General features: G+C 59.4%; 20 protein-coding genes, 1 tRNA gene and 2 pseudogenes. 5 read left to right on the top strand and 18 right to left on the bottom strand.

Annotated features, from left to right (window positions below; translation table 11 throughout):
- Nucleotides 1-3: 3 nt before the first annotated feature.
- The 9 genes from ACZ1GU_RS12950 to ACZ1GU_RS12910 form a co-directional block, all read right to left on the bottom strand.
- Nucleotides 4-891 carry a fatty acid desaturase gene (locus ACZ1GU_RS12950; RefSeq protein WP_472648382.1) on the bottom strand — a complete coding sequence of 296 codons (888 nt, stop codon included), beginning with the start codon at nt 889-891 and terminating at the stop codon, nt 4-6.
- A 13-nt stretch (nt 892-904) separates the two neighbouring features.
- Complete coding sequence (locus ACZ1GU_RS12945; protein WP_472648381.1) at nt 905-1,099, bottom strand: hypothetical protein; 195 nt, start codon at nt 1,097-1,099, stop codon at nt 905-907.
- 69 nt (nt 1,100-1,168) lie between these two features.
- On the bottom strand, nt 1,169-2,092 hold the full coding sequence (locus ACZ1GU_RS12940; protein ID WP_472648380.1) for an RDD family protein: 924 nt from the start codon (nt 2,090-2,092) through the stop codon (nt 1,169-1,171).
- On the bottom strand, nt 2,089-3,153 hold the full coding sequence (locus tag ACZ1GU_RS12935) for a stage II sporulation protein M (RefSeq protein ID WP_472648379.1): 1,065 nt from the start codon (nt 3,151-3,153) through the stop codon (nt 2,089-2,091). The genes ACZ1GU_RS12940 and ACZ1GU_RS12935 overlap by 4 nt, the downstream gene beginning before the upstream one ends.
- Nucleotides 3,150-4,499, bottom strand: coding sequence for a DUF58 domain-containing protein (locus ACZ1GU_RS12930; protein ID WP_472648378.1), 1,350 nt, complete (start codon nt 4,497-4,499; stop codon nt 3,150-3,152). The genes ACZ1GU_RS12935 and ACZ1GU_RS12930 overlap by 4 nt, the downstream gene beginning before the upstream one ends.
- A 5-nt stretch (nt 4,500-4,504) precedes the next feature.
- A complete protein-coding gene (locus ACZ1GU_RS12925) occupies nt 4,505-5,461 on the bottom strand; it encodes an AAA family ATPase (protein WP_472648783.1) in 957 nt (318 codons plus the stop codon).
- 2 nt (nt 5,462-5,463) lie between these two features.
- Nucleotides 5,464-6,744, bottom strand: a complete 1,281-nt coding sequence (locus ACZ1GU_RS12920) for a DUF4350 domain-containing protein (protein WP_472648377.1) — start codon at nt 6,742-6,744, stop codon at nt 5,464-5,466.
- The gene (locus ACZ1GU_RS12915; RefSeq protein ID WP_472648376.1) at nt 6,741-7,496 is read right to left on the bottom strand and encodes a hypothetical protein; all 756 of its coding nucleotides are present in this window, start codon (nt 7,494-7,496) and stop codon (nt 6,741-6,743) included. The genes ACZ1GU_RS12920 and ACZ1GU_RS12915 overlap by 4 nt, the downstream gene beginning before the upstream one ends.
- Nucleotides 7,497-7,583: 87 nt before the next feature.
- A complete protein-coding gene (locus tag ACZ1GU_RS12910) occupies nt 7,584-8,486 on the bottom strand; it encodes a prephenate dehydratase (RefSeq protein ID WP_472648375.1) in 903 nt (300 codons plus the stop codon).
- 156 nt (nt 8,487-8,642) lie between these two features.
- Here ACZ1GU_RS12910 and ACZ1GU_RS12905 point away from each other — a divergent pair, with 156 nt between their 5' ends.
- Nucleotides 8,643-9,203: a c-type cytochrome gene (locus tag ACZ1GU_RS12905; protein WP_472648374.1), complete on the top strand. Its 561-nt coding sequence runs from the start codon at nt 8,643-8,645 to the stop codon at nt 9,201-9,203.
- A gap of 135 nt (nt 9,204-9,338) precedes the next feature.
- Here the strand turns inward: ACZ1GU_RS12905 and ACZ1GU_RS12900 are convergent, their stop codons facing one another.
- Nucleotides 9,339-10,004, bottom strand: a complete 666-nt coding sequence (locus ACZ1GU_RS12900) for an RlmE family RNA methyltransferase (protein ID WP_472648373.1) — start codon at nt 10,002-10,004, stop codon at nt 9,339-9,341.
- Nucleotides 10,001-11,275 carry a Ppx/GppA phosphatase family protein gene (locus ACZ1GU_RS12895; RefSeq protein WP_472648372.1) on the bottom strand — a complete coding sequence of 425 codons (1,275 nt, stop codon included), beginning with the start codon at nt 11,273-11,275 and terminating at the stop codon, nt 10,001-10,003. The genes ACZ1GU_RS12900 and ACZ1GU_RS12895 overlap by 4 nt, the downstream gene beginning before the upstream one ends.
- A 175-nt stretch (nt 11,276-11,450) precedes the next feature.
- Between ACZ1GU_RS12895 and ACZ1GU_RS12890 the strand changes: the two genes are divergently transcribed.
- Together ACZ1GU_RS12890 and ACZ1GU_RS12885 are read left to right on the top strand one after the other, a co-directional pair.
- Nucleotides 11,451-11,524 (top strand) — tRNA-Gln (locus ACZ1GU_RS12890).
- A 66-nt stretch (nt 11,525-11,590) separates the two neighbouring features.
- A complete protein-coding gene (locus ACZ1GU_RS12885; protein WP_472648371.1) occupies nt 11,591-12,463 on the top strand; it encodes an LOG family protein in 873 nt (290 codons plus the stop codon).
- On the opposite strand, the gene ACZ1GU_RS12880 is transcribed toward ACZ1GU_RS12885, so the two are convergent.
- From ACZ1GU_RS12880 to glmM, 5 genes and pseudogenes are all read right to left on the bottom strand, one after another.
- Nucleotides 12,445-13,356 (bottom strand): acyl-CoA desaturase, encoded by a 912-nt coding sequence (locus ACZ1GU_RS12880; protein ID WP_472648370.1) that lies wholly within the window; start codon nt 13,354-13,356, stop codon nt 12,445-12,447. The genes ACZ1GU_RS12885 and ACZ1GU_RS12880 overlap by 19 nt on opposite strands.
- On the bottom strand, nt 13,353-13,661 hold the full coding sequence (locus ACZ1GU_RS12875; RefSeq protein WP_472648369.1) for a bifunctional hydroxymethylpyrimidine kinase/phosphomethylpyrimidine kinase: 309 nt from the start codon (nt 13,659-13,661) through the stop codon (nt 13,353-13,355). The genes ACZ1GU_RS12880 and ACZ1GU_RS12875 overlap by 4 nt, the downstream gene beginning before the upstream one ends.
- A gap of 73 nt (nt 13,662-13,734) precedes the next feature.
- A pseudogene (thiD, locus tag ACZ1GU_RS12870) lies at nt 13,735-14,064 on the bottom strand (bifunctional hydroxymethylpyrimidine kinase/phosphomethylpyrimidine kinase); the annotation flags it as partial.
- Nucleotides 14,065-14,150: 86 nt separating this feature from the next.
- Nucleotides 14,151-14,375 (bottom strand): DUF1272 domain-containing protein, encoded by a 225-nt coding sequence (locus ACZ1GU_RS12865; protein WP_472648368.1) that lies wholly within the window; start codon nt 14,373-14,375, stop codon nt 14,151-14,153.
- A 17-nt stretch (nt 14,376-14,392) separates the two neighbouring features.
- Nucleotides 14,393-15,731: pseudogene (gene glmM / locus ACZ1GU_RS12860) on the bottom strand (phosphoglucosamine mutase).
- 134 nt (nt 15,732-15,865) lie between these two features.
- On the opposite strand from glmM, the gene ACZ1GU_RS12855 reads away from it, so the two are divergent.
- The gene (locus ACZ1GU_RS12855) at nt 15,866-17,128 is read left to right on the top strand and encodes a dicarboxylate/amino acid:cation symporter (protein ID WP_472648367.1); all 1,263 of its coding nucleotides are present in this window, start codon (nt 15,866-15,868) and stop codon (nt 17,126-17,128) included.
- Nucleotides 17,129-17,130: 2 nt separating this feature from the next.
- On the opposite strand, the gene ACZ1GU_RS12850 is transcribed toward ACZ1GU_RS12855, so the two are convergent.
- Nucleotides 17,131-17,739, bottom strand: a complete 609-nt coding sequence (locus ACZ1GU_RS12850; RefSeq protein WP_472648366.1) for a sigma-70 family RNA polymerase sigma factor — start codon at nt 17,737-17,739, stop codon at nt 17,131-17,133.
- Nucleotides 17,739-17,939 (bottom strand): NepR family anti-sigma factor, encoded by a 201-nt coding sequence (locus ACZ1GU_RS12845; RefSeq protein ID WP_472648365.1) that lies wholly within the window; start codon nt 17,937-17,939, stop codon nt 17,739-17,741. Before ACZ1GU_RS12845 ends, ACZ1GU_RS12850 begins: the two co-directional genes overlap by 1 nt.
- A gap of 134 nt (nt 17,940-18,073) precedes the next feature.
- Between ACZ1GU_RS12845 and ACZ1GU_RS12840 the strand changes: the two genes are divergently transcribed.
- Entirely contained in the window at nt 18,074-19,711 is a 1,638-nt protein-coding gene (locus tag ACZ1GU_RS12840) for a sensor histidine kinase (protein ID WP_472648364.1), read from the top strand.
- The last annotated feature ends 3 nt before the right edge of the window (nt 19,712-19,714 follow it).

Raw genomic sequence — 19,714 nt, 5'->3', positions numbered from 1 at the left:
CCGCTACAACCCGCCCAGCTCGCACCCTCGCGCTTCAAGGATTGGCCGCATGTCACGGTAAGCAGCGGGCGTGCGGATCAGCGGAATGTAGGGATGCAGGTGATGCACGATGTGAAACTGCATCCCCATTGAACCGATATTGCCGAGCCTTGAACGCCAGCTTCGCGTATTGCGATAGCGGCCTGTCTCTTTGCCCGGATGGTGCGGCGCCCATGACAGGAAGAAAACGATGTAAGTGATGGCGATCTGGTAAGGGAGCCACCACAAGAACAGCGCTTCCAAGGCGTATCCATTCCACGCAAGCGTGCCCAAAATGCCGATAAAGCCCAGCTTGTAGACCAGTGAAAGTACGATCAGCCCCGGTCTATTCGCGCGGATCAGCGCCGCCGCGTAGTCATGGTTTCGCTTGGCATCCGGCTGGCGGTTGCGGATCGAACACCAGATCGCGCTCCAAGGGCCGGGAGCCTTGGTGGTAATATCGACATCCTTTTCCGGATCATTGGTGTGCCGGTGATGATCAAGATGGGTGATGCGCAAAACCTCGAAGGGGAACACCAGCATCCAGCTCGTCGCGTGGCCGACCAACTCATTCAGCCAGCGCAGTTTGGTGCCGGGCCGTGCGATGATGTCATGCTGAGCCTCGTGCGTCGGCAGATAGACCAGTGCCATATTGATCGTCGCAACTGGGAACGCGGCCCATAGCGGAAGCCAGCCGGAGAATACGAGCGGCCATAGCGATAGCCACACCGCCATATTGACGAACGCCCAGATGACCGCTTCCCAAGGGACCATGCCAGAATGTTGGCGCGCGATCTTCAGCTCGAGCCGCTTGATCTCGGCATTCGAAAGCTGAGAAAGGTCGTCAGGCAGGACAGGCGAGTGCGCGTTCATCGTCTCGCGCCTCTCAAATCCAGCGTCCGCTGATTTGCGCGAACAGCCCCCACGCGCCGCCGACTAGCAGCGCAAATGTCAGCGTGGAGAGACCGAAAGGCGCGCTGAGGCCCAAGGCGCTCATCCCCTGGGCAATCACAGGGGCGAGAAACGCGAATGCGAACAGCAGCGGCAGGCTGGCTGCGATAGTTCTCAGCGCGCGTTCCATTTGGTTATCCCTTTCGCTTGGAAGCTATCACAAACTCATGATATGGGAAGGGGAGCGGAAAGCGCCCGCCTAAACCTCGTCAAACTTGTTCTGTTTGCGCTTGCCGAAGCGCATATCGCCTTCGAGCTTGGCCCGCAGCTGCGCGTAAAACGCTTCCAGAAAAGCGCGCTCATCGCCGGCCCCCGGATCCCATCCGATCTTGGTGCAAATTGTCGAATGCACCGCTGCTATCGCTTCCTCGCGGTCCTCGCGCAGCACTCTCTCAAGCGTCTGCAATTCGTGCTCGCCATAGATGCCGAGCTCTGCTTCGCCAAAGTCGTAACGCGCGCCAGTCAGGCCGCTTTCGCCTTTCGCCCCCTGCTGCGTGGAAAGCGCTTCGCCCAGTTCGGTGCGCGGCGCTTCGACGACCCACGTACCCGCGATCACGTCGCCAGCGCGCAGCGAGTTCCTGTTGAAGAAGGGAAAGGCAAGGAAGATGAGCACCCAGACCAGTCCGGCATAGCCCGCATTGCCCATTTCGCCGCTCGGCGCGACCATGATGAAGACGAGCGGCATGAACAATTCGATGTCGCGGATCAGATTGCGCGCCAGCACCGCCTCTGCTGTCAGCCTGCCACCGTCGCGCGCAGCAACCCTGATGCCGACCGCGCGCTTGCCCAATGTCGCGCCCCGGGGGCCAAGCTCAAAGCTGAGGAAATATCCATAGCGGGCGAGGAACATCACCAGAATGAAAACGATGTAGATGAACTCGGCAGCGCCGGTCACCTGCTCCTCGCCTGCGGTGATTATGTCATCGATAAGCCCTTGAAACAGCCAGCCCATCAACAGCGTGAAAAGAAACAGTCCGACATAGAGCAGGATGAAATCAAGGATCAGCGCCCCGACCCGCGCCGCGCGCGAAGCCACCACGATGGGCACGGAGATGCCCTCTGGCGTGATGAGCGTGCGTTCACGCTTGTGAGCGAAATCGCGAGTGGCTGTCGCGGCGTTCATCCGCTGTCCTCAAGGTTCTTGGGCCGATAGGCAAAGAAATAGGCGAGCCATAGCGCCAGCATTGTCCCGCCGATCAGGAAGCGGTTCTCCGCCCCGCCGACCAATTGTCGGGGGAAGGCTTCCAGCAATCCGGCGACCACCATCATCAGCACGACGCCCGCCATCACCACCGCGCCGCGCCGCCCGCTGTCGGACGCTGCTGCGAGCACCGAGCGCTCGCCCGGAAACGCCATTGATCGCCCGATATGCAGGCCCGCCGCCCCCGATAGCAAGATCGCGAACAATTCAGTCGTGCCGTGCACGCTAAGCCAGGCGGCGAACTCGACCGCCAGTCCTTGTCCGGCGAAAAGCCACATCATCGCGCCAAGCACCGCCATGTTATAGACCAGCAGCATCAGCGAAGGGATGCCGAAGGCAAAACCCAGCGCAAAGGCGAGGATTGAGACCCCGGCATTGTTGCTGAACAGGCTCGCGGCGAAAATCGAAAGGCCGCTGGAGCTCTCCTCGACCGCGAGCGTTTCCATCAACAGTTCGCGGCTGGCACCGGGAACCCGCGTGTCCTGAAACGATGTCGGCACAAGACGGTAATACCATTCCTTGTCCTGAGCGACGAGCAACCAGCCGACCAGCGTGCCTGCGACCATAACGAACAAGGCAACGCAGATTTCCAACCAGATTTCGCGAACCGCCCGGCTCCAGCCGCCGAGCAGGAAGGATTTGAGCCATCCGGCAAGGCCTTGGCGGGGGCCGTAGACCTGGAACCAGGCGCGCTGGACGAGGCTTTCGAGATAGCGCAGGGTCGACACATCGAGCGATGTCTCGCGCGCCACCGAAAGGCTGGATGCAGCGGTGCGATAAAGCGTCGGCAGCGCAAGCAAATCTTCATCGCTGACACGCCGCAAGCCTCCGCGCTCCATCCGCTTGAGAATATCTTCCAAGCGCCGCCAATCGCCTTCACGCTCGAGCCGGAAACGGTCCGAACGCAGCACCGCGCTTTCAATATCCGCAGGCGGTTCGATCTGCTTCTTGCCGAACCAGTTGGAGAGGATCGGGGCCTTCATCCGATTGCCTCGCTGTTCTTGATCTCGAAGTACTTGTCGATCAGCTGATAGCCGATTTGATCCCACGGAGCCTCAACCACATCGACTCCCATACGCCGTAGACGTTGCAGCACAATGTGACGCTGATGCGCCAGAGTGTCGGCGGTCACGCTGCGCGCGAGCACGGCGATATCGGAGGGCTCTTCGGCGATGAATTCCTCGAGCTCGCTGTCTGCGATGGTGACGAACAGGACGAGGTGCCTTTTGATCAGCCGTCCAATGCTCTCGATCATCAATTCTGCTGCCGTCGGATCGCTGAAGTCGGAGAACAGCACGATCAATGATCGGCGTTGGAGCTTTGCTGTCAACGTCGCGAGCGCGAGCGTGAAATTCGGCTCAGTGCTGGTGTAATCGAGTGAGGCCGCTGCGCTTTGCAGCCGGTGAAACGCGCGGGCATCGCCGACGAATGGCGTCAACACTTGGGGTCGCTGATCGAAGCCAAACAGTCCAACCCGGTCGCCGCTTTTCAAAGCAACATAAGACGCGGTGAGCGCCGCTGAAACAGCTCGGTCGATGCGGGGCAGGCCATCGACAGGCTCGCACATCGTCTGTCCACAATCGAACGCGAAGACGATCTGGTTGTTGCGCTCGCTTTCGTTTTCGCGGGCGTAGAGCTTGGTGTGGCGCGCGCTTGCTTTCCAATCGATCCGGCGACGATCCATACCCGGCTCATATTCAGACAGCGCCTCGAACTGGGTACCTTCGCCTCGGATACGCCGCGCGATCAGACCCACCTGAGCATCGCGCAGGAAGGTCTGCAATTCCTTGCTGCGCACTGCAGAGAGGTCAGGCCAGATGCGCACTTGATCGTCGAGTTTGCGGCTTTTCTGGCGCGCGCCAAGGCCCAGCGGTCCCGTCCAGCGCAGCCACGCTTGGGGCACATCGGCTGTGCCTCTCCGCTCCGGCACAGCCTGAAACGTGCCATTGAAATAGTCTTCGTGCGAGTGCGGTTGAAGAGTGAGGCTCGCGCGGCCTCCTTTGCCAAGCCGAGGATCGAATTCGAGTGATCCTTCGACCCGTGTTTGAATGCCGCCAGCAAACTCGGCCAACATGACCAGCGGAGTCTTCTGCCCGACCTCGGTATCGGCAGGCACGCGGACTTCCCAATCGCGCGCCCCGCCTGCGAGCAACGCGTCGAGCACGATTAGCAGCAGGATCATGCCGAGCGCAGCAGGGGCTGCGACCCATGCGCCGGGCGCGACGGCTGCGATCACCAGCGCAATCGGCGCGAAGGCGGCAGCGACCCATGCCGCACGCTCGGTTGGCACGATGGGGATGTTGGGAAGGGTGGGGCGCGGCAGGGCCATTGCGATCAGCGCGGCGCCTCAGTGCTTTCGACCAGTTCGGCCACCAGCGCTTCGACGTCGCGGCCTTCGATTTCAGCTGCCGGACTCAGCGTCAGGCGGTGGCGCAGCACGGGAATGGCGAGCGCCTTTACGTCGTCTGGGATGGCATAGGCCCGGCCTTCGAGCGCAGCCCGGGCGCGGGCGGCGTTGGCGAGCATCACGGCAGCACGCGGACTAGCGCCGACGGCTAGTTCAGCGTGGTCACGCGTCGCGCGCACCAGACGCACCACGTAGCCGGTGATTTCCTCCGCGACCGTGACATTCTCGAGCGCGCCGCTCGCAGCGGCAAGTTTGGCTTGATCGGCAACCGCAGTGACCCCCAACTCTGCCGGGCGCATCGGCCCTTGGCGTTGTCCATAGCTGGTCACGATCTTCGCTTCTTCCGCCTCATCGGGATAGGGCACGAGCAGTTTGAACAGAAAGCGGTCAAGCTGCGCCTCCGGCAGCGGGTAGACACCCTGGTTCTCGATCGGGTTTTGCGTCGCGACCACCATAAAACGATGAGCGAGCTGATGCGTTTCACCGTCCAACGTAACGCGGCGCTCCTGCATCGCCTCGAGCAAAGCGGCCTGCGTTTTGGGCGGCGTGCGGTTGATTTCGTCTGCGAGCAGCAATTCGCAGAAAATCGGCCCACGCGTGAGGGTAAATTCGCTGGTCTGGAAGTTAAACAGGTTCGAGCCCAGAATATCGCCCGGCAGAAGGTCAGGTGTGAACTGGATGCGACCGAAATCGAGACCTAGCGCGGTAGCAAAACTCTGCGCGAGGAAGGTCTTGGCGGTCCCCGGAGGGCCTTCGAGCAAGACATGCCCTTCGCTGATCATGGCGACCAGCAATTGATCGATCATCTCGTCTTGACCGACGATCGCCTTGGCCACTTCAGCGCGGATGGCATCGGCCAATTCGCGCAGTTGTTCGAGGCTCATGCTCATTTTGCGAGTTTCCCTTCAAGGTCTTTGAGCGCGCGAGCGGCGCGCAGAATTTCGGATGGCTTGGTGGCTTTGCGCAATTCCTGCGCGCGCAGCGAATAGGAGGGTTCTTCGGGCAGTCGGATGCGTAAAGCATCGTCGATTGCCTCTGGATCAGGTTTGCTGAGGCCCAGCCTGCTCGCCAGCCGTCTGGCACTGAGCGCAGCGTAGGGCTCTGCCAGCAATCGCAATCGGCGGGCGCGCAGGATCAGGCCAGCACCATTGGCGACCAGTCGGCGCTTGCCAAAGGCGATTTCCGGTCCACTCGCAACCGGCGGTCCGAAGCGTTTGAAAGCGCGCCAACCGACAATCAGGATCGCAAGAATCAGGCACAAGGTGGCAGCGAGGAATGGCGGGCGAAAGGCCAGGGTCAACAGATTGGTTGATCCGCCAAAACCGTTTAGCGTCATGTCAAAGGTGATCGGATAATCGCTGTCGTAGGAAGCATCCGAAATTAGTGCGAGTGCGACGGCTGCGCGGTCCGGGTCCGCCATTCCGTAATTGTTCATCAGATCTGGCTCGACCACAAATGTGACGGCTTCGGTATCGGCGCTCTCGCCCCACTCGTCCTGAACATTGAGCCAAAAGGCGAGCGCGTTGCTGGAGCCATCGACCACCAGCGCAGTGCCATTGCCGATGTCGGTTGCAGCGACGAGCGAGGTGCCCGGCAATGTGCCGTTTAGTTCGAGCCCCGCCCAGCTCTCCGGTTTTTTTACGTCTTCTTCGAATGTCGTTTCAAATTTGTAGTAATCGGAAAGCTCATCCGTCCAACTCACGGGGAATGACCCGCCCAACTGCACCCAGCCTTTCTTGATGTCCTGATCCACGCGCTCTTTTGTGCCCGGCGGAAAACCATAGGCAAACCACTTGGGCAGGATCACGAGGGTCGGGCCAAGATAGGCGCGCTTTTGCAGGATCTCTTCGAATTCTTCCGTATCCAAGTAAGGCGGCGGAGTGAGAACCAGTAGGTCGGTCGTCTCGAGGCTGGATGGCGTGCGGGAAATGGACACGGTTTCGCCGCGCGCCTCCAGCAACTTCACAAGACCCGAATAGCCGTTCAGTCCGTTGGCCTCGGCATGCGCCTGACCATTGTTGGAATCACCCCGCGTGTCGCCTGCGCCAATGAAATAGAGCAAAGCGATAAAGGCAGCGAACCCGACCACTACCATTGCCAGCACAGCCCCTCGGCTGAAACCGCCGCCGCCCCGGCGTGTGCCCTGCTGATGGATAGCGTCGGTCATGCGCTGATCTCGTTCGCAGAAGTTTCCCAAGCAGGTTTCGCATCAATCAGATTGCGATGCGCTATGGCGCGCTCGATCTTCGCGAGGGCAAAATCGGAATAGGCTTTGCGGGCTGCCTCCCAATCCGTCTGATCCAATGCGCGCAGCGCAAACAGGCTGCGCTCGACCCGCTCGGCAATGGTGCGAAAGGCGCCGCGTGCTCCGTCCGAAAGCATGGGCAGGGCGGCCAGTTCGCGTGCCGTGCTGGATGGCACAACCCAATCGGGCCGCGCCTCGGCAATCTGGCCGACACTGCGTTGCAGCAGCAGCCGAACCGCTTCGTCATACCGGCCCTCAGCAGCGAGTTTGTCGGCGTCTTCAAGCAGGGCGAGCGATTGTTGTCTGTCTGGCTGCCATTCGATGTCTTCCTCTTGCTGCTCGGCAACTGAGGATCGCAGGCCGATCAGCGGGCCAATCATGCGCCATAGAAGGAATGCGACTGATGCGATGGCCACCGCGATCAACACCCATTTGACCACCGGCCACGCGCCGCCAAACATGGAGCCCAAGGGCGCGAACAGCTCCGCAAGCATCTCCAGGATCTTTTCAAACCAGCCCGGTTCGCGCGGTGGAAGGGGCGGAATTTCTATGACTTCGAACTGGATGTCATCGTTGCCGCGCATTTCGCTCCAGCCAGCAGGACCACCGCTTTCAGCAGAGCTGCTGCTGGGGGCTTCCGCCTGCCCCGGATTGCTCCCTGTCGCGCGCGTCATTGCGTGACACTGGTGGCATGGTGCAAGGCGGCGCGCAACACCCTGGCATTAACAATAATGCTCGAACTAACAGATGTTTGGCATGGGCTACTCTGCCGATCCGCGCCTGCGCCCTTGTTTGTAGCTGCCTAGTACGCGCAATTCCTTGGAATGAAAGGCGAGTTCTTCCAGCGCCCGGTCAATTGCCGGATCACCCGGCGCGCCAACAATGTCGGCATAAAAGGTACTAGCGGAAAAGCTTGTGCCCTTTTGGTAGCTTTCGAGCTTGGTCATGTTGACGCCATTGGTCGCGAAGCCGCCCATCGCTTTATAGAGCGCGGTCGGGATGTTCTTCACTTCAAAAACGAAAGTGGTGATGGCGTCTGCCCCATCGAGGTCGCGTGGGTCGAGCGCATTCGCTGCCAGCACGACGAAGCGCGTCATGTTGTCTTCAGTGTCTTCGACATGACGCTCGACGATATCGAGGCCATAGAGCTCTGCCGCGATGGCCGGGGCAATTGCGCTGAACTTGGGATCGCCTTTCTCCGCCACGAAAGCCGCAGCGCCTGCTGTGTCAGCATAGCTGAGGGGCACAATCCCGCGCTCCCGCAGAAAAAACCGCGATTGGCCTAGCGCTTGCGGGTGGCTGTAAGCGGCCTCGAATGGCCCGTTGCCAATACCCATCAGAGCGTGGTGGATCGGCATGAAATATTCGCCGACAATCGCCAGTCCGCTTTCGGGGAGCAGGAAATGGATATCGGCAACGCGCCCGTGCTGTGAATTCTCGATCGGGATGATAGCGCGGGCGGCACGGCCGTCTTTCACCGCTTCGAGCGCATCTTCAAAGCTGAAGCAAGGCAAGGGCAGGTAATCCGGCGCGGCCTCATCGGCCGCTCGGTGCGAATTTGCTCCGGGCGAGCCCTGAAACGCAATCGCGCGGTTTGGTTCGGCCGCAGCGGCGGCTTGCATGGTTTCGACTATAGCGCGGGCAGGGGCGGGAAAGCTGTGCATGGCGGCAAGCGTGCTAAAGCGCCGTGATCGCGCCTGCAACCCTGCTTGCATTCCTCGCAATAAGTGATGCCGCGATCACCCTTGCGCGAGCGCGGCTACACGATTAGAGCGGGCGCCACTTTGATTGTGACAGTCAATTGGGATTCTCAAACCACCATGGATGATCGTTTTAACACCGCTGCTGGCTGGGTGCTCTTCGCAGGCATCATCGGCCTTGGTTTCGCCATTTTGAGCGGGAAGTTTTTCCACGCTGATGATCCGGAACGTCCCGAGCAGCTCGGCTACATCATCGAAGGCGTGGTCGAGGTTAGCGACGGCCCTGCCGAAATGACCATGGCCGAGGCGCTCAACATGATGTCGGGCGACGAGCTGATTTCCAAAGGTGAAGCGGTGTTTGCCAAGTGCCAGGCATGTCACAACATGGAGCAAGGCGGCGCGAACGGCGTCGGACCGAACCTCTACGGCATTATGGGTAAGCCAATCGGCGGCGGCAACGCAGCCTTCGCTTACAGCTCGGCGCTCGCTGAAAAAGGCGGCAATTGGGACTGGGACAACATGAATGAGTGGCTCAAGCGCCCATCAGCGTTCGCCAACGGTACCAAGATGAGCTTTGCCGGCCTCTCCAAGATCGAAGATCGCGCCGCGGTATCCATGTACATGAACACCTACGGCTCGAACCTGCCCGTTCCTGAATTCGTCGAGGCGGTACGCGGGTAGTGGCGATGAGGAAACTGCCGAAGCGGAAGGCGAGGCGGACGCAGCGGCTGAAGGTGAAGCGGCGGCTGAACAAGACGCGGCTGCCGAAGAGAACGAAGGCGGGGCCTGATTGGGCTTTGAACAAGCCCGTCTCAATTAGTGGGCGGGCTTGAATCCCTGAGCAACGACATACCATTCTGACGAGCCTTTGCGGCTCGCAGGTGGTTTTGCGTGCTTCACGGTCTTGAAGTGCTTTTTGAGCAGCGCCAGCAGGTCCGCATCCGTGCCGCCTGCCAAAACCTTGGCGATAAACGCGCCGCCTTCTTCGAGATTTTCGGCTGCGAACCACGCGGCGGCCTCGACCAGCCCCATTGTTCGCAAGTGATCGGTCTGTTTGTGGCCGACAGTGTTGGCGGCCATGTCTGACATGATCAGATCGGGTTTGCCGTCGAGCTCCGCTTCAAGTGCGGTGGGGGCGGCATCATCCATGAAGTCCATTTGCAGGATCGCGACGCCTTCAATCGGCTCGGTCGGCAAAAGATCGATCCCGACGATAGCTGCTTTCGGAGCACGCTTGCGCACCACCTGCGCCCAGCCGCCCGGCGCAATGCCGAGGTCAACAACGCGTTTGGCTCCGCGGATGAGACCAAAGCGGTCATCGAGCTCAATGAGCTTGTAGGCTGCGCGACTGCGATAGCCGTCTGCTTTCGCCTGCTTGACGTAGGGATCGTTGAGCTGCCGCTCGAGCCAGCGGGTGGACGAAGCCGTGCGCTTTTTCGCGGTACGGACGCGCCGATCTGGATTGCGGCCTGACCGGCTCACGATTGGCGGTCCATATGCGAGGTCTCAATCGTAGTCTCGCGCAATTTTTGTAGCGCTTGCATGGATCGTTCGGCTTGCCGCTCTGCAGCCATCAGGCTGCGTAAAATGCCTTCGCGAATGCCGCGGTCGGCGACACCCAAGCGGTCCGCGGGCCACAAATCGAGGATCGATTCCAATATCGCGCACCCTGCGACAACCAGATCCGCCCGGTCATTCCCGATGCAGGGCAGTTCCCCGCGCTCAGCCTGAGACATAAGCGAAAGCCGGTCGCTGATATCGCGCATGGATTTTGAGGGGACGATTAGGCCATCAACTGCCTTGCGATCATAGTGCGGTAATTCGAGATGCAGGCTGGCGAGGGTGGTGACAGTGCCGCTTGTTCCTAGCAGACGGATGTCCTTCTTTTTCGCCGCGTCCGCAATTCGCTCGGCAAACGGAGCAAAACTCTCCGACACAGCTTTGCGCATCTCGGAGTAGCGAGCCGCGCGCCCCTGCTCTGTGTCTTCGCCACGCGCGACGGTATCGGTCAGCGAAACCACACCCCACGGCACACTTTGCCAGTCGATGATGCGCGGGATTTTTTCGCCAGGTTCGAGCAGGACCAGCTCGGTCGAACCGCCGCCAATATCGAAGATCACCGCGGGACTGTTGCCTTGCTCGAGCAGAATATGGCAGCCGAGCACCGCCAGGCGCGCTTCTTCCTCGGCGCTGATGATATCAAGCTTGATGCCGGTTTCGCGATAGACCCGGTCGATGAAATCTCCGCCATTTTCAGCCCGACGACAGGCTTCGGTGGCAACCGAGCGGGCGAGCCGAACATTGCGGCGGCGCAATTTGTCGGCGCAGACGGACAGCGCGGTGAGTGTCCGGTCCATCGCATCGTCAGACAAGCGCCCGCTTGCAGCGAGACCTTCACCCAGCTTCACCACCCGGCTGAAGGCGTCGATGACGGTGAAATCCTTGCCCGACGGCCTTGCGATCAAGAGGCGGCAATTGTTGGTGCCGAGATCGAGCGCTGCATAGGCCTCGTTCGGGCGCGACCCGCGATAGGCGCGCGATGCAGTTTTGCGATTTGGAGAATTGCGATGTGCCGGGTTGCCGTGATGAGACGCGTGACTGCGGTCTTTCGGGCGCGACGAAACCCTGCCATCTTTGGGGCGCTCTTTCGACTGGGGGGAGCTCTTGTAGCGGAAATCTGCTACTTTACCGGACTTGCGCTCCCGTTTTGCGCCAGCCTTTTTATAACCGTCCGGCGGAGATATATCCGCCATAACCAACTCTTTCTTCTCCTCTCGCACCGTATTGGCGCGAGGACTTGAGAAAGAAACTAACGCAAGGGGCGCGTTTGGGCAAGATGGCGGCTCTTGACCGATCAAGAGCGCGAACCTAGATGCGCCCATCGTTTCGCGTCGAGGCTCCCCATTTCTTGGCTTCGCTGCGCCGAATTGCTCCGTCGTCTAATGGCAAGACTACGGACTCTGACTCCGTCAATCGAGGTTCGAATCCTCGCGGGGCATCCAGCGGGATAGCGGCGAAACTTGCCGTGTCCCTTGCCGGGAATCTTCCGCCAATCTAAGGCGCTAGCCATGACAGAAAAAGACCTTACCGACCGCAAGTTCTACCGCGCTGGCGAAGAAACCCGTTTCGCCGAGGAAGCGCCTGACCGTACGCCGCAGACCGATCATCCGGCCTACAAGTTAGCGTTTCGCGACGTGGACTTCATGCTGCGCGATGAACTGCGTCCGGTTCGTTTTCAGCTCGAATTGCTCAAGCCTGAAATGCTGCTTGATGAAGCGCGGGTCGGATCGACCTTGGTCATGTATGGCTCGGCGCGCATCCCTTCACCAGAAGAAGCGCAAGCGAAGATAGACGCGGCGAAAGACGGCACCGAATACGAGCAAAAAGTCGCAGCAAACCTTGCTGCCAAAGCGAAGTATTATGCAGAGGCGCACACGCTGGCGAAGATGGTGTCGGAAAAGGCCATCATCGAAGACGGCAAGCGGCAGTTCGTCGTGTGCTCCGGCGGTGGTCCTTCGATCATGGAGGCGGCCAACCGCGGAGCGTCAGACGCAGGTGCAGAAAGCATCGGCCTCAACATCATCCTGCCGCATGAGCAGGCGCCTAATTCCTATGTGACGCCGTATCTGTCTTTGAATTTCCACTACTTCGCGCTGCGCAAGATGCACTTCCTGTTGCGCGCGCGGGCAGTGGCCGTGTTCCCCGGTGGCTTCGGCACATTTGACGAGTTCTTCGAGCTGCTCACGCTGATCCAGACCGGCAAAATGAAGCCGATCCCGATCCTGCTGTTCGGGAAGGATTTTTGGAGCCGCGTCGTCAATTTTGAAGCGATTGCCGAAGAGGGCACGATCTCGAAAAAGGACCTCGATCTGTTCCATTGGTGCGAAACCGCTGACGAGGCGTGGGAACACATCTCAGATTTTTACGAGCTTGAGCGCTGAGGCGTAGTCTCGTCGTGCAGATCATCGCGCGCTGGCTGCGGGCGGGGCCGACCGACGTTAGCGATCAACCCTAGCTTCTCGAGACCCGAAATCACCCACCAGCCCGGGTCTGTCTGGCCGCGCTCAAGCCCGATCCGGGCGGATTCCGGGAATGCGTGATGATTGTTGTGCCAGCACTCGCCATAGGTGAGAAATCCTAGACCCGGCAGGTTTGATGCCTGTATTCCAGCGCCTTTAACGCGCCAGCGGCCCGGGCCGGGATTGTGGCAATAATAGGTGACGATCCAATGACCTGCCGTGCTCACAAGGACGCGCGCGCACACACCCCACAGAACAAAGGGCCACCCTCCAGCCGCAAAGAGCAGCAAGGCAATCGGCAATTGCTGCCAGCGCCATGTCGCATCGAGAAAGCGATAGAACGGATCCGTTGCGATCGTTGGCTCGACCGACACAATTGGAGGCTTTTCAAAGTCGAAGCGGTAGAAAAGATTCCATGTAAGGTCGCGCAGCAATCTGCGCTGGTGCGCAAAGAAATCATGGCACTCCGGCTCGCGCTGGGCCCAATCGCGAGTGTCGTGAATGCGGATAATCGCAGATGGCCCGCCGACGCCGACTATCGTGCCGAGATAGATCAGCAGGCGCGCCAGCCATGGTTTCGCGGTGAATGTCCGGTGGATCATCATGCGATGCATGCCGACGCTGTGGCCAATCAACAGGGTGAAATAGGTGAAAGCCAGAAACATGCCGAACGCGGCCCAAGTCGCGTGCCAAATCGCAAGCACTGTTCCGGCCAGCATTCCTACGTTCCACAGCAGTTTGGCTGCGTCGAACCTCACTTTGCCGGCGGTTGGATCTGCCCCTCTCCCGTCAACCCGGCTAACCGGCTCCATCATGGCTCTTGACGAACCGCTTGGTGGCCGAGCGGACCTGCGCCTTCACCAAAGCCGGGAGCATTAAGCAGCCCCTCGCGCACAAATTGCCGCGCAAGCCGCACCGCATCTTGAAGTGATAAGCCATGTCCCAGCAGCGTTGCGATGGCAGCCGAAAGGGTGCAACCGGTCCCGTGCGTGTGGCGCGTTTCGATGCGCGGGTCGGTGAAGCTTGCGGACCGCCCGCCGGCGTTGAACAGTGTGTCGGTCACCTCGTCGCTTTCCGCGTGCCCACCTTTCACCAGCACCGAGCAGCCATAGCGTTCCATCAGATAGCTGGCGTACCGCGGCGATATTTTCGTCAGTATCGCAAGGCATGTCGGTGAGCGCCGTCAGTTCGGGCAAGTTCGGGGTCACTACATAGGAAAACGCCATCAAACGGCCAAAGGCTGCGCGCGTCTCTTGATCGGCGAGCGCCGAGCCGCTGGTCGCGACCATGACCGGGTCGAACACGATATTGTGCCCGGTATCGACGAGCGCCTGCTCAATCGCGAGCGCGTTTTCAGCGCTGCCGACCATACCGATTTTGACCGCATCCTCGCCGATATCATCCAAGCAGCTGGCAATCTGTTGTTTCACGAATTCAGGTGAGAGCGTCTCGACTGCTTGCACGCCTTTCGTATTCTGAGCGGTGACTGCTGTGATCGCGCTCATCGCGTAGCCCGAAAGCATGGTGATGGTCTTGATGTCGGCCTGAATGCCAGCCCCGCCGGACGAATCCGATCCCGCAATGGTGAGGATGCGGGGAGGGGCTTTGCTCACCCTTTGAATTTCCGCGTTGTCGAGGGCGGAAACTTTTCGTGCAGCTTCTTTGCACGGGTCGGGCGGTCCATCAATTCACCGCCACAATTGGGGCAACGATCATCCAATGCGTCGGCACAGTCGGCGCAAAATGTGCATTCAAAACTGCAAATGAAGGCACCTGGAACCTCGGCGGGCAGATTGCTGCCGCAGCGTTCGCAGTCCGGTCGCATTTCAAGCATGGAGCGTCCCCCCTTGATTAAGCTGCCGCACGCACGGCTTCGCAGATGCGGTCCACAATCGCTTCCACCTGAGCCTCATCATCACCTTCGGCCATCACACGGATTTTTGGCTCTGTGCCAGATTTTCGGATGACCAGGCGACCTTTGCCGTCGAGCTCTTTCTCGGCATCAGCGATGACCGCCTTAACCGCCTCGTTCTCCAGTGGGTTTGCGCCTTCGAACACAACATTTTTAAGGAGCTGCGGAACCGGATCGAACACATGCAGCAACTCGCTTGCAGGTTTGCCGGAGCGAACCAGGCTGGAAAGCACTCTCAAGGCCGCAACCGAACCGTCGCCCGTGGTCGCATGATCAAGCAGGATCATATGACCTGATTGCTCGCCGCCAATGTTAAACCCGCCTTCTTTCATGCGTTGGAGCACATAGCGATCGCCGACCTTGGTGCGCTCTAGCGTCAGGCCGAGCGTCTTCAGATAGCGCTCTAACCCCAGGTTCGACATGACCGTGGCGACAACGCCGCCGCCAGTGAGCGCGCCCTTTTCGTGCATGCGACAAGCGATCAGCGCCATGATCTGGTCGCCATCGACCGCTTGCCCCTTTTCATCGACGACAATCAGCCGGTCTGCGTCCCCATCGAGCGCGATCCCGATGTCGGCCTTCTCTTCAACCACCTTGGCTTGCAACGCCTCGATATGCGTCGATCCGACCCCATCATTGATGTTGGTGCCATCGGGACTCACGCCCAGCGTAATTACCTCAGCGCCCAGTTCCCAGATCGCTGATGGGGCGACCTGATAGGCAGCGCCATTGGCGCAATCGACCACGACTTTCAGGCTATCGAAGCGGGTCTCGTCAGAAACCGATTGCTTGAGCGCGTGAATATATCGTCCTCGCGAATCCTCAATCCTTCGCGCCCGTACTGATTTGCGACGCGTCCACCAGAGCGGGCTGAAGCTCGATCAGCTTTTCGATCTCCATTTCATCCTCATCGGAGAGCTTAAAGCCATCCGGACCGAACAGCTTGATGCCATTGTCTTCGTAAGGGTTGTGGCTGGCGGAAATCATCACACCCAAATCCGCGCGCATTTCGCGCGTTAGCAGCGCAATCGCCGGGGTGGGGATCGGCCCGGTCATGATCACATCCATGCCGACGCTGGTGAAGCCGGCGACTAGTGCGCTTTCGATCATATAGCCGGACAGGCGTGTGTCTTTGCCGATAACCACGCGGTGACGGTGGTCGCCGCGCATAAAATGCCCGCCCGCCGCTTGTCCCACCTTCATCGCCATTTCTGACGTCATGACTTTGCTGTTGGTGCGGCCCCTGATCCCGTCAGTGCCAAAGAATTTGCGTGCCATGCTTTGTATTGGCCTTCTTTTGCATCGCTTTTTCTTCGCGCTTTCACGCGGATGATTTGTCAGGCGCTTCTGGCGCGGTTATCGCACAAAGGGAAGGGGCAGCGGACCAAAATACGCCCAGCAGGGGATGGAATTTGAGCGAAAAATCGGGCGCAAGTGGTGCAAAGCACTATGAGCTGAACCACATTGAACTGCCGGTATGGCTAACGCTCGGTGGGCTGGTGGCCGGGTTGGCGCTCGGCATGTTTTTTGCACAAGCCGATCCTGCAAACTGGTTGCGTGAAAGCGTCGCTTTGGTTGGCTCGCTGTGGCTGCGCGCTTTGCAGATGACAATCATTCCATTGGTCGCTGCTTTGCTGGTGCTTGGCATAGCGCAAATGGCAGAAGCAGCCCGCGCAGGGGCAGCGGCGCGGCGCTTCCTCGCTCTTGTATTCGGCGTATTGATCATTGGGGGATTGTTCACCGCCGCGATCTTGCCGCTTGCCTTCAGCGTCTTTCCAATCCCGGATGGAGCAAGTGCCTTTCTGGCCGATACTCCCGCCGATGCCGGCGAAGTACCTGATATTTTTGCTTTCGTTGCCTCGCTCATTGCCCCGAATGTGATCGCCGCCGCGGCTGAAACAGCGATGCTGCCGCTCACGATCTTCTTTGCCCTGTTTGCGGTCGCGGTTGCGCGTCTGCCCACAGAGCAGGGCGAGAGGATGCTCGGTTTCTTTCACGCGCTCGCGAACACGATGCTGACGATCATCGGTTGGGTCTTATGGGTGGCCCCAGCAGGTGTGTTCGCGCTGGCCTTCGGTGTGGGCCTCAAAAGCGGAGGCGGCGCGTTCGTCGCCTTGGCGCACTACATCCTCCTCGTCTCGGCGATGGGCGCGTTCATCCTGGTGCTTGCCTATGCAATTGCCTCGACGCTCGGCGGGATGAGCCCGATCAGATTTGCCAAGGCTGTATTGCCCGCTCAGGCGGTGGCCGTTTCAACGCAGAGCTCGCTCGCCAGTTTGCCGGCCATGCTCGACAGCTCCAGCCGTCTCAAGCTGCGCGAGGAAACCAGTGAGTTCGTTTTGCCGCTGGCGGTCGCAATTTTTCGTGCGACCAGCGTAGCCATGAATCTCGCTGTCGCTCTTTATGTCGCGCATCTTGCGGGGATAGAGGTCTCTTGGCCGTTAATGTTGGTGGGCATCGGTGTCGCGGTGATCATCAGCATCGGCTCGGTTAGCCTGCCTGGTTCCATAAGCTTCGTTGTCTCAATCGGTCCGATCGCCTTGGCGATGGGCGTGCCGATTGAACCGCTGGCCTTGTTGGTTGCAGTTGAAATGCTGCCGGACATCATGCGGACATTGGCAAATGTGACAATGAACGTCGCAGTGACCAGTGCGGTAGACCGCGCTAAGTCCTGAATTCAGGTCTTGGCTGTCTCACCATTGCCCGCGGCGACATTGTCCAGCTCTTCAAGGATCGCACGGTGCGCGGTTTCATCCTCGATGGAGCGCTGCGGGATATTGCCTTCCGCGAGCATGTCATTCAGCGCTGCACGCGCGCGCCCGACGCGGCTTTTGATTGTGCCGACGGCGCAGCCGCAAATCTGCGCCGCTTCTTCGTAAGAAAATCCGCCAGCGCCGACCAGCAATAGGGCTTCGCGCCGTTCTGGAGGGAGAGTGAGCAGCGCACGGTGCATGTCAGAAAGGTGGATTGGTTCTTCCTGTCCGGCTGGTGCGGTCAGAATGCGCTCCGCAACCCCTTCGTCGTAATCCCCGCGAAAGCGGTTGCGGCGCATGTCCGTGAGATAGGCATTGCGCAGGATCACAAAAGTCCATGCGCGCATCGACGTGCCCGGCTCAAAACGTGCTTGAGCCGCCCAGGCTTTCAGCAAAGCTTCTTGCACAAGGTCGTCGGCCATGTCGGGACGACCGCATAATCCGCGAGCGAATGCGCGCAAGTGCGGCACGACTGCGGTCAGCTCCCGCTTGAATTCGGCTTTTTCAGCCGCGGTCCGTTCTTCCGCAGCCATTATTTCTGGTCGCTTTCATCCGCGCTCTCATCGTCAAACTTTGAAAGGAGATCTTTGAAGCTGTCAGGCAATGGCTCATCAACGACAGAATCATATAGCTGCTTGAGACCATTGGCCCATTGTGGCTGATCCAGCTTACCTGGATCGCCGTCGGCTGAGCTTGCAGCGCTGCCCGAATCTGATTTCTTTCCTGAGGTCATGGACCTGCTGATAACCTCTGATACGAGTGGACTACATTACATGTAGCGCCAGATTGGCTCGACTTTGTCTGTTCGATACGGGAACGATACCGCCAATGTATGGTTCCCCGCACAGTAGCAAAAAAGAGCGGAACGTGCACAAAGAGGCATCGGGGGAAAAACGGTTTGGGGCAACCCAGAAGGCTCGCGACTGGCTGGTAAGCTATCCGCGAGCCATACCGCTTGCCCTGTTCATGGTGATCGTGGCGATTACATTGTTCAGCGTACTCGCGATCGAAACGAGCTCTCGCGAAAGCCGCAAGGCCCAAGCACGTGAAGCGGCTCTAGCGGTGGCTTCGTCATTGCAGCATCACGTCAAAGACGCGACTTCATACCTGCTTGCCGGGCAGGCATTGCTTGAAAGCTCTTCAGACGAAGATGTGGTCGCATTCGAGCGCTTTGCAAGGCGCATCAACCTCTCTGAATTTGGCGGTAGTGGGATTGGTCTGGCCTCCGTTCAGTTCGCAGAGAGATCGGGCAACAGATCAGAAATAGTCGAGACATTCGTGTCAGAATATGAGGGTTCGTCCGATTGGGACAGGTTCGATTTGGGCCGCATTCCCGAATTTGGCGAGGCTTTCGATCTTGCGGTGACAAATGCTCAACCAACCGCGTCGGCAAAGATCGCGTCATCACCCGGATCGTCCGGGCTGCCTGAGAAGATGTCGCTGGTCATATTGGTGGCTTTCCAAAACGCTCCGTCCAGGTCCGCTAGCGATGGGCAAGCTGGACCGACCAACTACCTGTTTGTGCCGTTTGATGCTGATGCGCTTTTGCGAGCTGCTATTCTGGCATCTTCTCACGGCAATTTGGACGCCTCTCTGCACGAAGCACGCGATGGAGGTCCTGAACTATTGGCGACCACTGCTAGCGGACTTCGCGAAACAGAGATGCTCGACGTGCGCGTAGCACTCGCCGGCAAAGATTACATATTGTCGGTCGAGCCTCGGGCCTCGGGCGTATTGAGCGCGCTGTCCTATGGCGCCTTGTTCTTTGGCCTCATCCTTGCCGGTCTGATGTTTCTTTTGGCCCGCATGATGGGACGGCAAGCGGCAGAAAATCAGACCCGGCTTGCATTTTTCGAGGAACAATTTTCGATCCGGAATTCACTGACGCGAGAACTCAATCACCGGGTCAAGAATACGCTGGCGAATGTCTTGTCGATCCTGGCTTTGACCCGCCGCCGCTCAAGCAGTCTCGACGAGTTTGCGGATAGTTTTGAGGGACGAATTCGGGCGCTTTCGGCAACTCATGATCTGCTTACCCAATCCCAATGGGGCACTACGCCTTTGCGCAGCGTCCTTGAGGCTGAGCTGACTCATGTCAGTGCGTCCTATGGCCAAATGGTCGAAATGGAGGGACCGGATGTCAATTTGGCCCCCAATGATGCGTTGATTTTTGGGCAGGCAGTGCATGAGCTTGCAACCAACGCGGCCAAATTTGGCGCGCTCAGTGACGGTCAAGGACTGGTCAAGATCAACTGGCGTCTTGTCAAAGAGCATCTGGCGGAGATTGAGTGGCAGGAGATTGGCGGTCCACCAGTTAGCCCGATGCGCGAAAACGGCTTCGGAACGGACTTGATCCAGAAGATTGTGGCGCACGAGCTCAAGCAACCTGTCACACTCGACTTCGAGCCGGATGGTGTCCGCTGCATTTTGCAGGTGGCTGTGCGCCAACGCGATGATTTTCAGATCAGGCAGCCCGATCAAGCGCCGGACGCCGAAGAGGCGTGAATT

Source organism: Erythrobacter sp. HA7-11 (assembly GCF_055693605.1).
The sequence above is the reverse complement of the archived record's forward strand: the minus strand, read 5'-3'. Positions and strand labels throughout refer to the sequence as shown.

Bases quoted from the DNA above. Each gene is read 5' to 3' on its own strand.
- ACZ1GU_RS12950 (WP_472648382.1), bottom strand. From the start codon at position 891: ATGAACGCGCACTCGCCTGTCCTGCCTGACGACCTTTCTCAGCTTTCG.
- ACZ1GU_RS12945 (WP_472648381.1), bottom strand. From the start codon at position 1,099: ATGGAACGCGCGCTGAGAACTATCGCAGCCAGCCTGCCGCTGCTGTTC.
- ACZ1GU_RS12940 (WP_472648380.1), bottom strand. From the start codon at position 2,092: ATGAACGCCGCGACAGCCACTCGCGATTTCGCTCACAAGCGTGAACGC.
- ACZ1GU_RS12935 (WP_472648379.1), bottom strand. From the start codon at position 3,153: ATGAAGGCCCCGATCCTCTCCAACTGGTTCGGCAAGAAGCAGATCGAA.
- ACZ1GU_RS12930 (WP_472648378.1), bottom strand. From the start codon at position 4,499: ATGGCCCTGCCGCGCCCCACCCTTCCCAACATCCCCATCGTGCCAACC.
- ACZ1GU_RS12925 (WP_472648783.1), bottom strand. From the start codon at position 5,461: ATGAGCCTCGAACAACTGCGCGAATTGGCCGATGCCATCCGCGCTGAA.
- ACZ1GU_RS12920 (WP_472648377.1), bottom strand. From the start codon at position 6,744: ATGACCGACGCTATCCATCAGCAGGGCACACGCCGGGGCGGCGGCGGT.
- ACZ1GU_RS12915 (WP_472648376.1), bottom strand. From the start codon at position 7,496: ATGACGCGCGCGACAGGGAGCAATCCGGGGCAGGCGGAAGCCCCCAGC.
- ACZ1GU_RS12910 (WP_472648375.1), bottom strand. From the start codon at position 8,486: ATGCACAGCTTTCCCGCCCCTGCCCGCGCTATAGTCGAAACCATGCAA.
- ACZ1GU_RS12905 (WP_472648374.1), top strand. From the start codon at position 8,643: ATGGATGATCGTTTTAACACCGCTGCTGGCTGGGTGCTCTTCGCAGGC.
- ACZ1GU_RS12895 (WP_472648372.1), bottom strand. From the start codon at position 11,275: ATGGCGGATATATCTCCGCCGGACGGTTATAAAAAGGCTGGCGCAAAA.
- ACZ1GU_RS12885 (WP_472648371.1), top strand. From the start codon at position 11,591: ATGACAGAAAAAGACCTTACCGACCGCAAGTTCTACCGCGCTGGCGAA.
- ACZ1GU_RS12880 (WP_472648370.1), bottom strand. From the start codon at position 13,356: ATGATGGAGCCGGTTAGCCGGGTTGACGGGAGAGGGGCAGATCCAACC.
- ACZ1GU_RS12875 (WP_472648369.1), bottom strand. From the start codon at position 13,661: ATGGAACGCTATGGCTGCTCGGTGCTGGTGAAAGGTGGGCACGCGGAA.
- ACZ1GU_RS12865 (WP_472648368.1), bottom strand. From the start codon at position 14,375: ATGCTTGAAATGCGACCGGACTGCGAACGCTGCGGCAGCAATCTGCCC.
- ACZ1GU_RS12850 (WP_472648366.1), bottom strand. From the start codon at position 17,739: ATGGCTGCGGAAGAACGGACCGCGGCTGAAAAAGCCGAATTCAAGCGG.
- ACZ1GU_RS12845 (WP_472648365.1), bottom strand. From the start codon at position 17,939: ATGACCTCAGGAAAGAAATCAGATTCGGGCAGCGCTGCAAGCTCAGCC.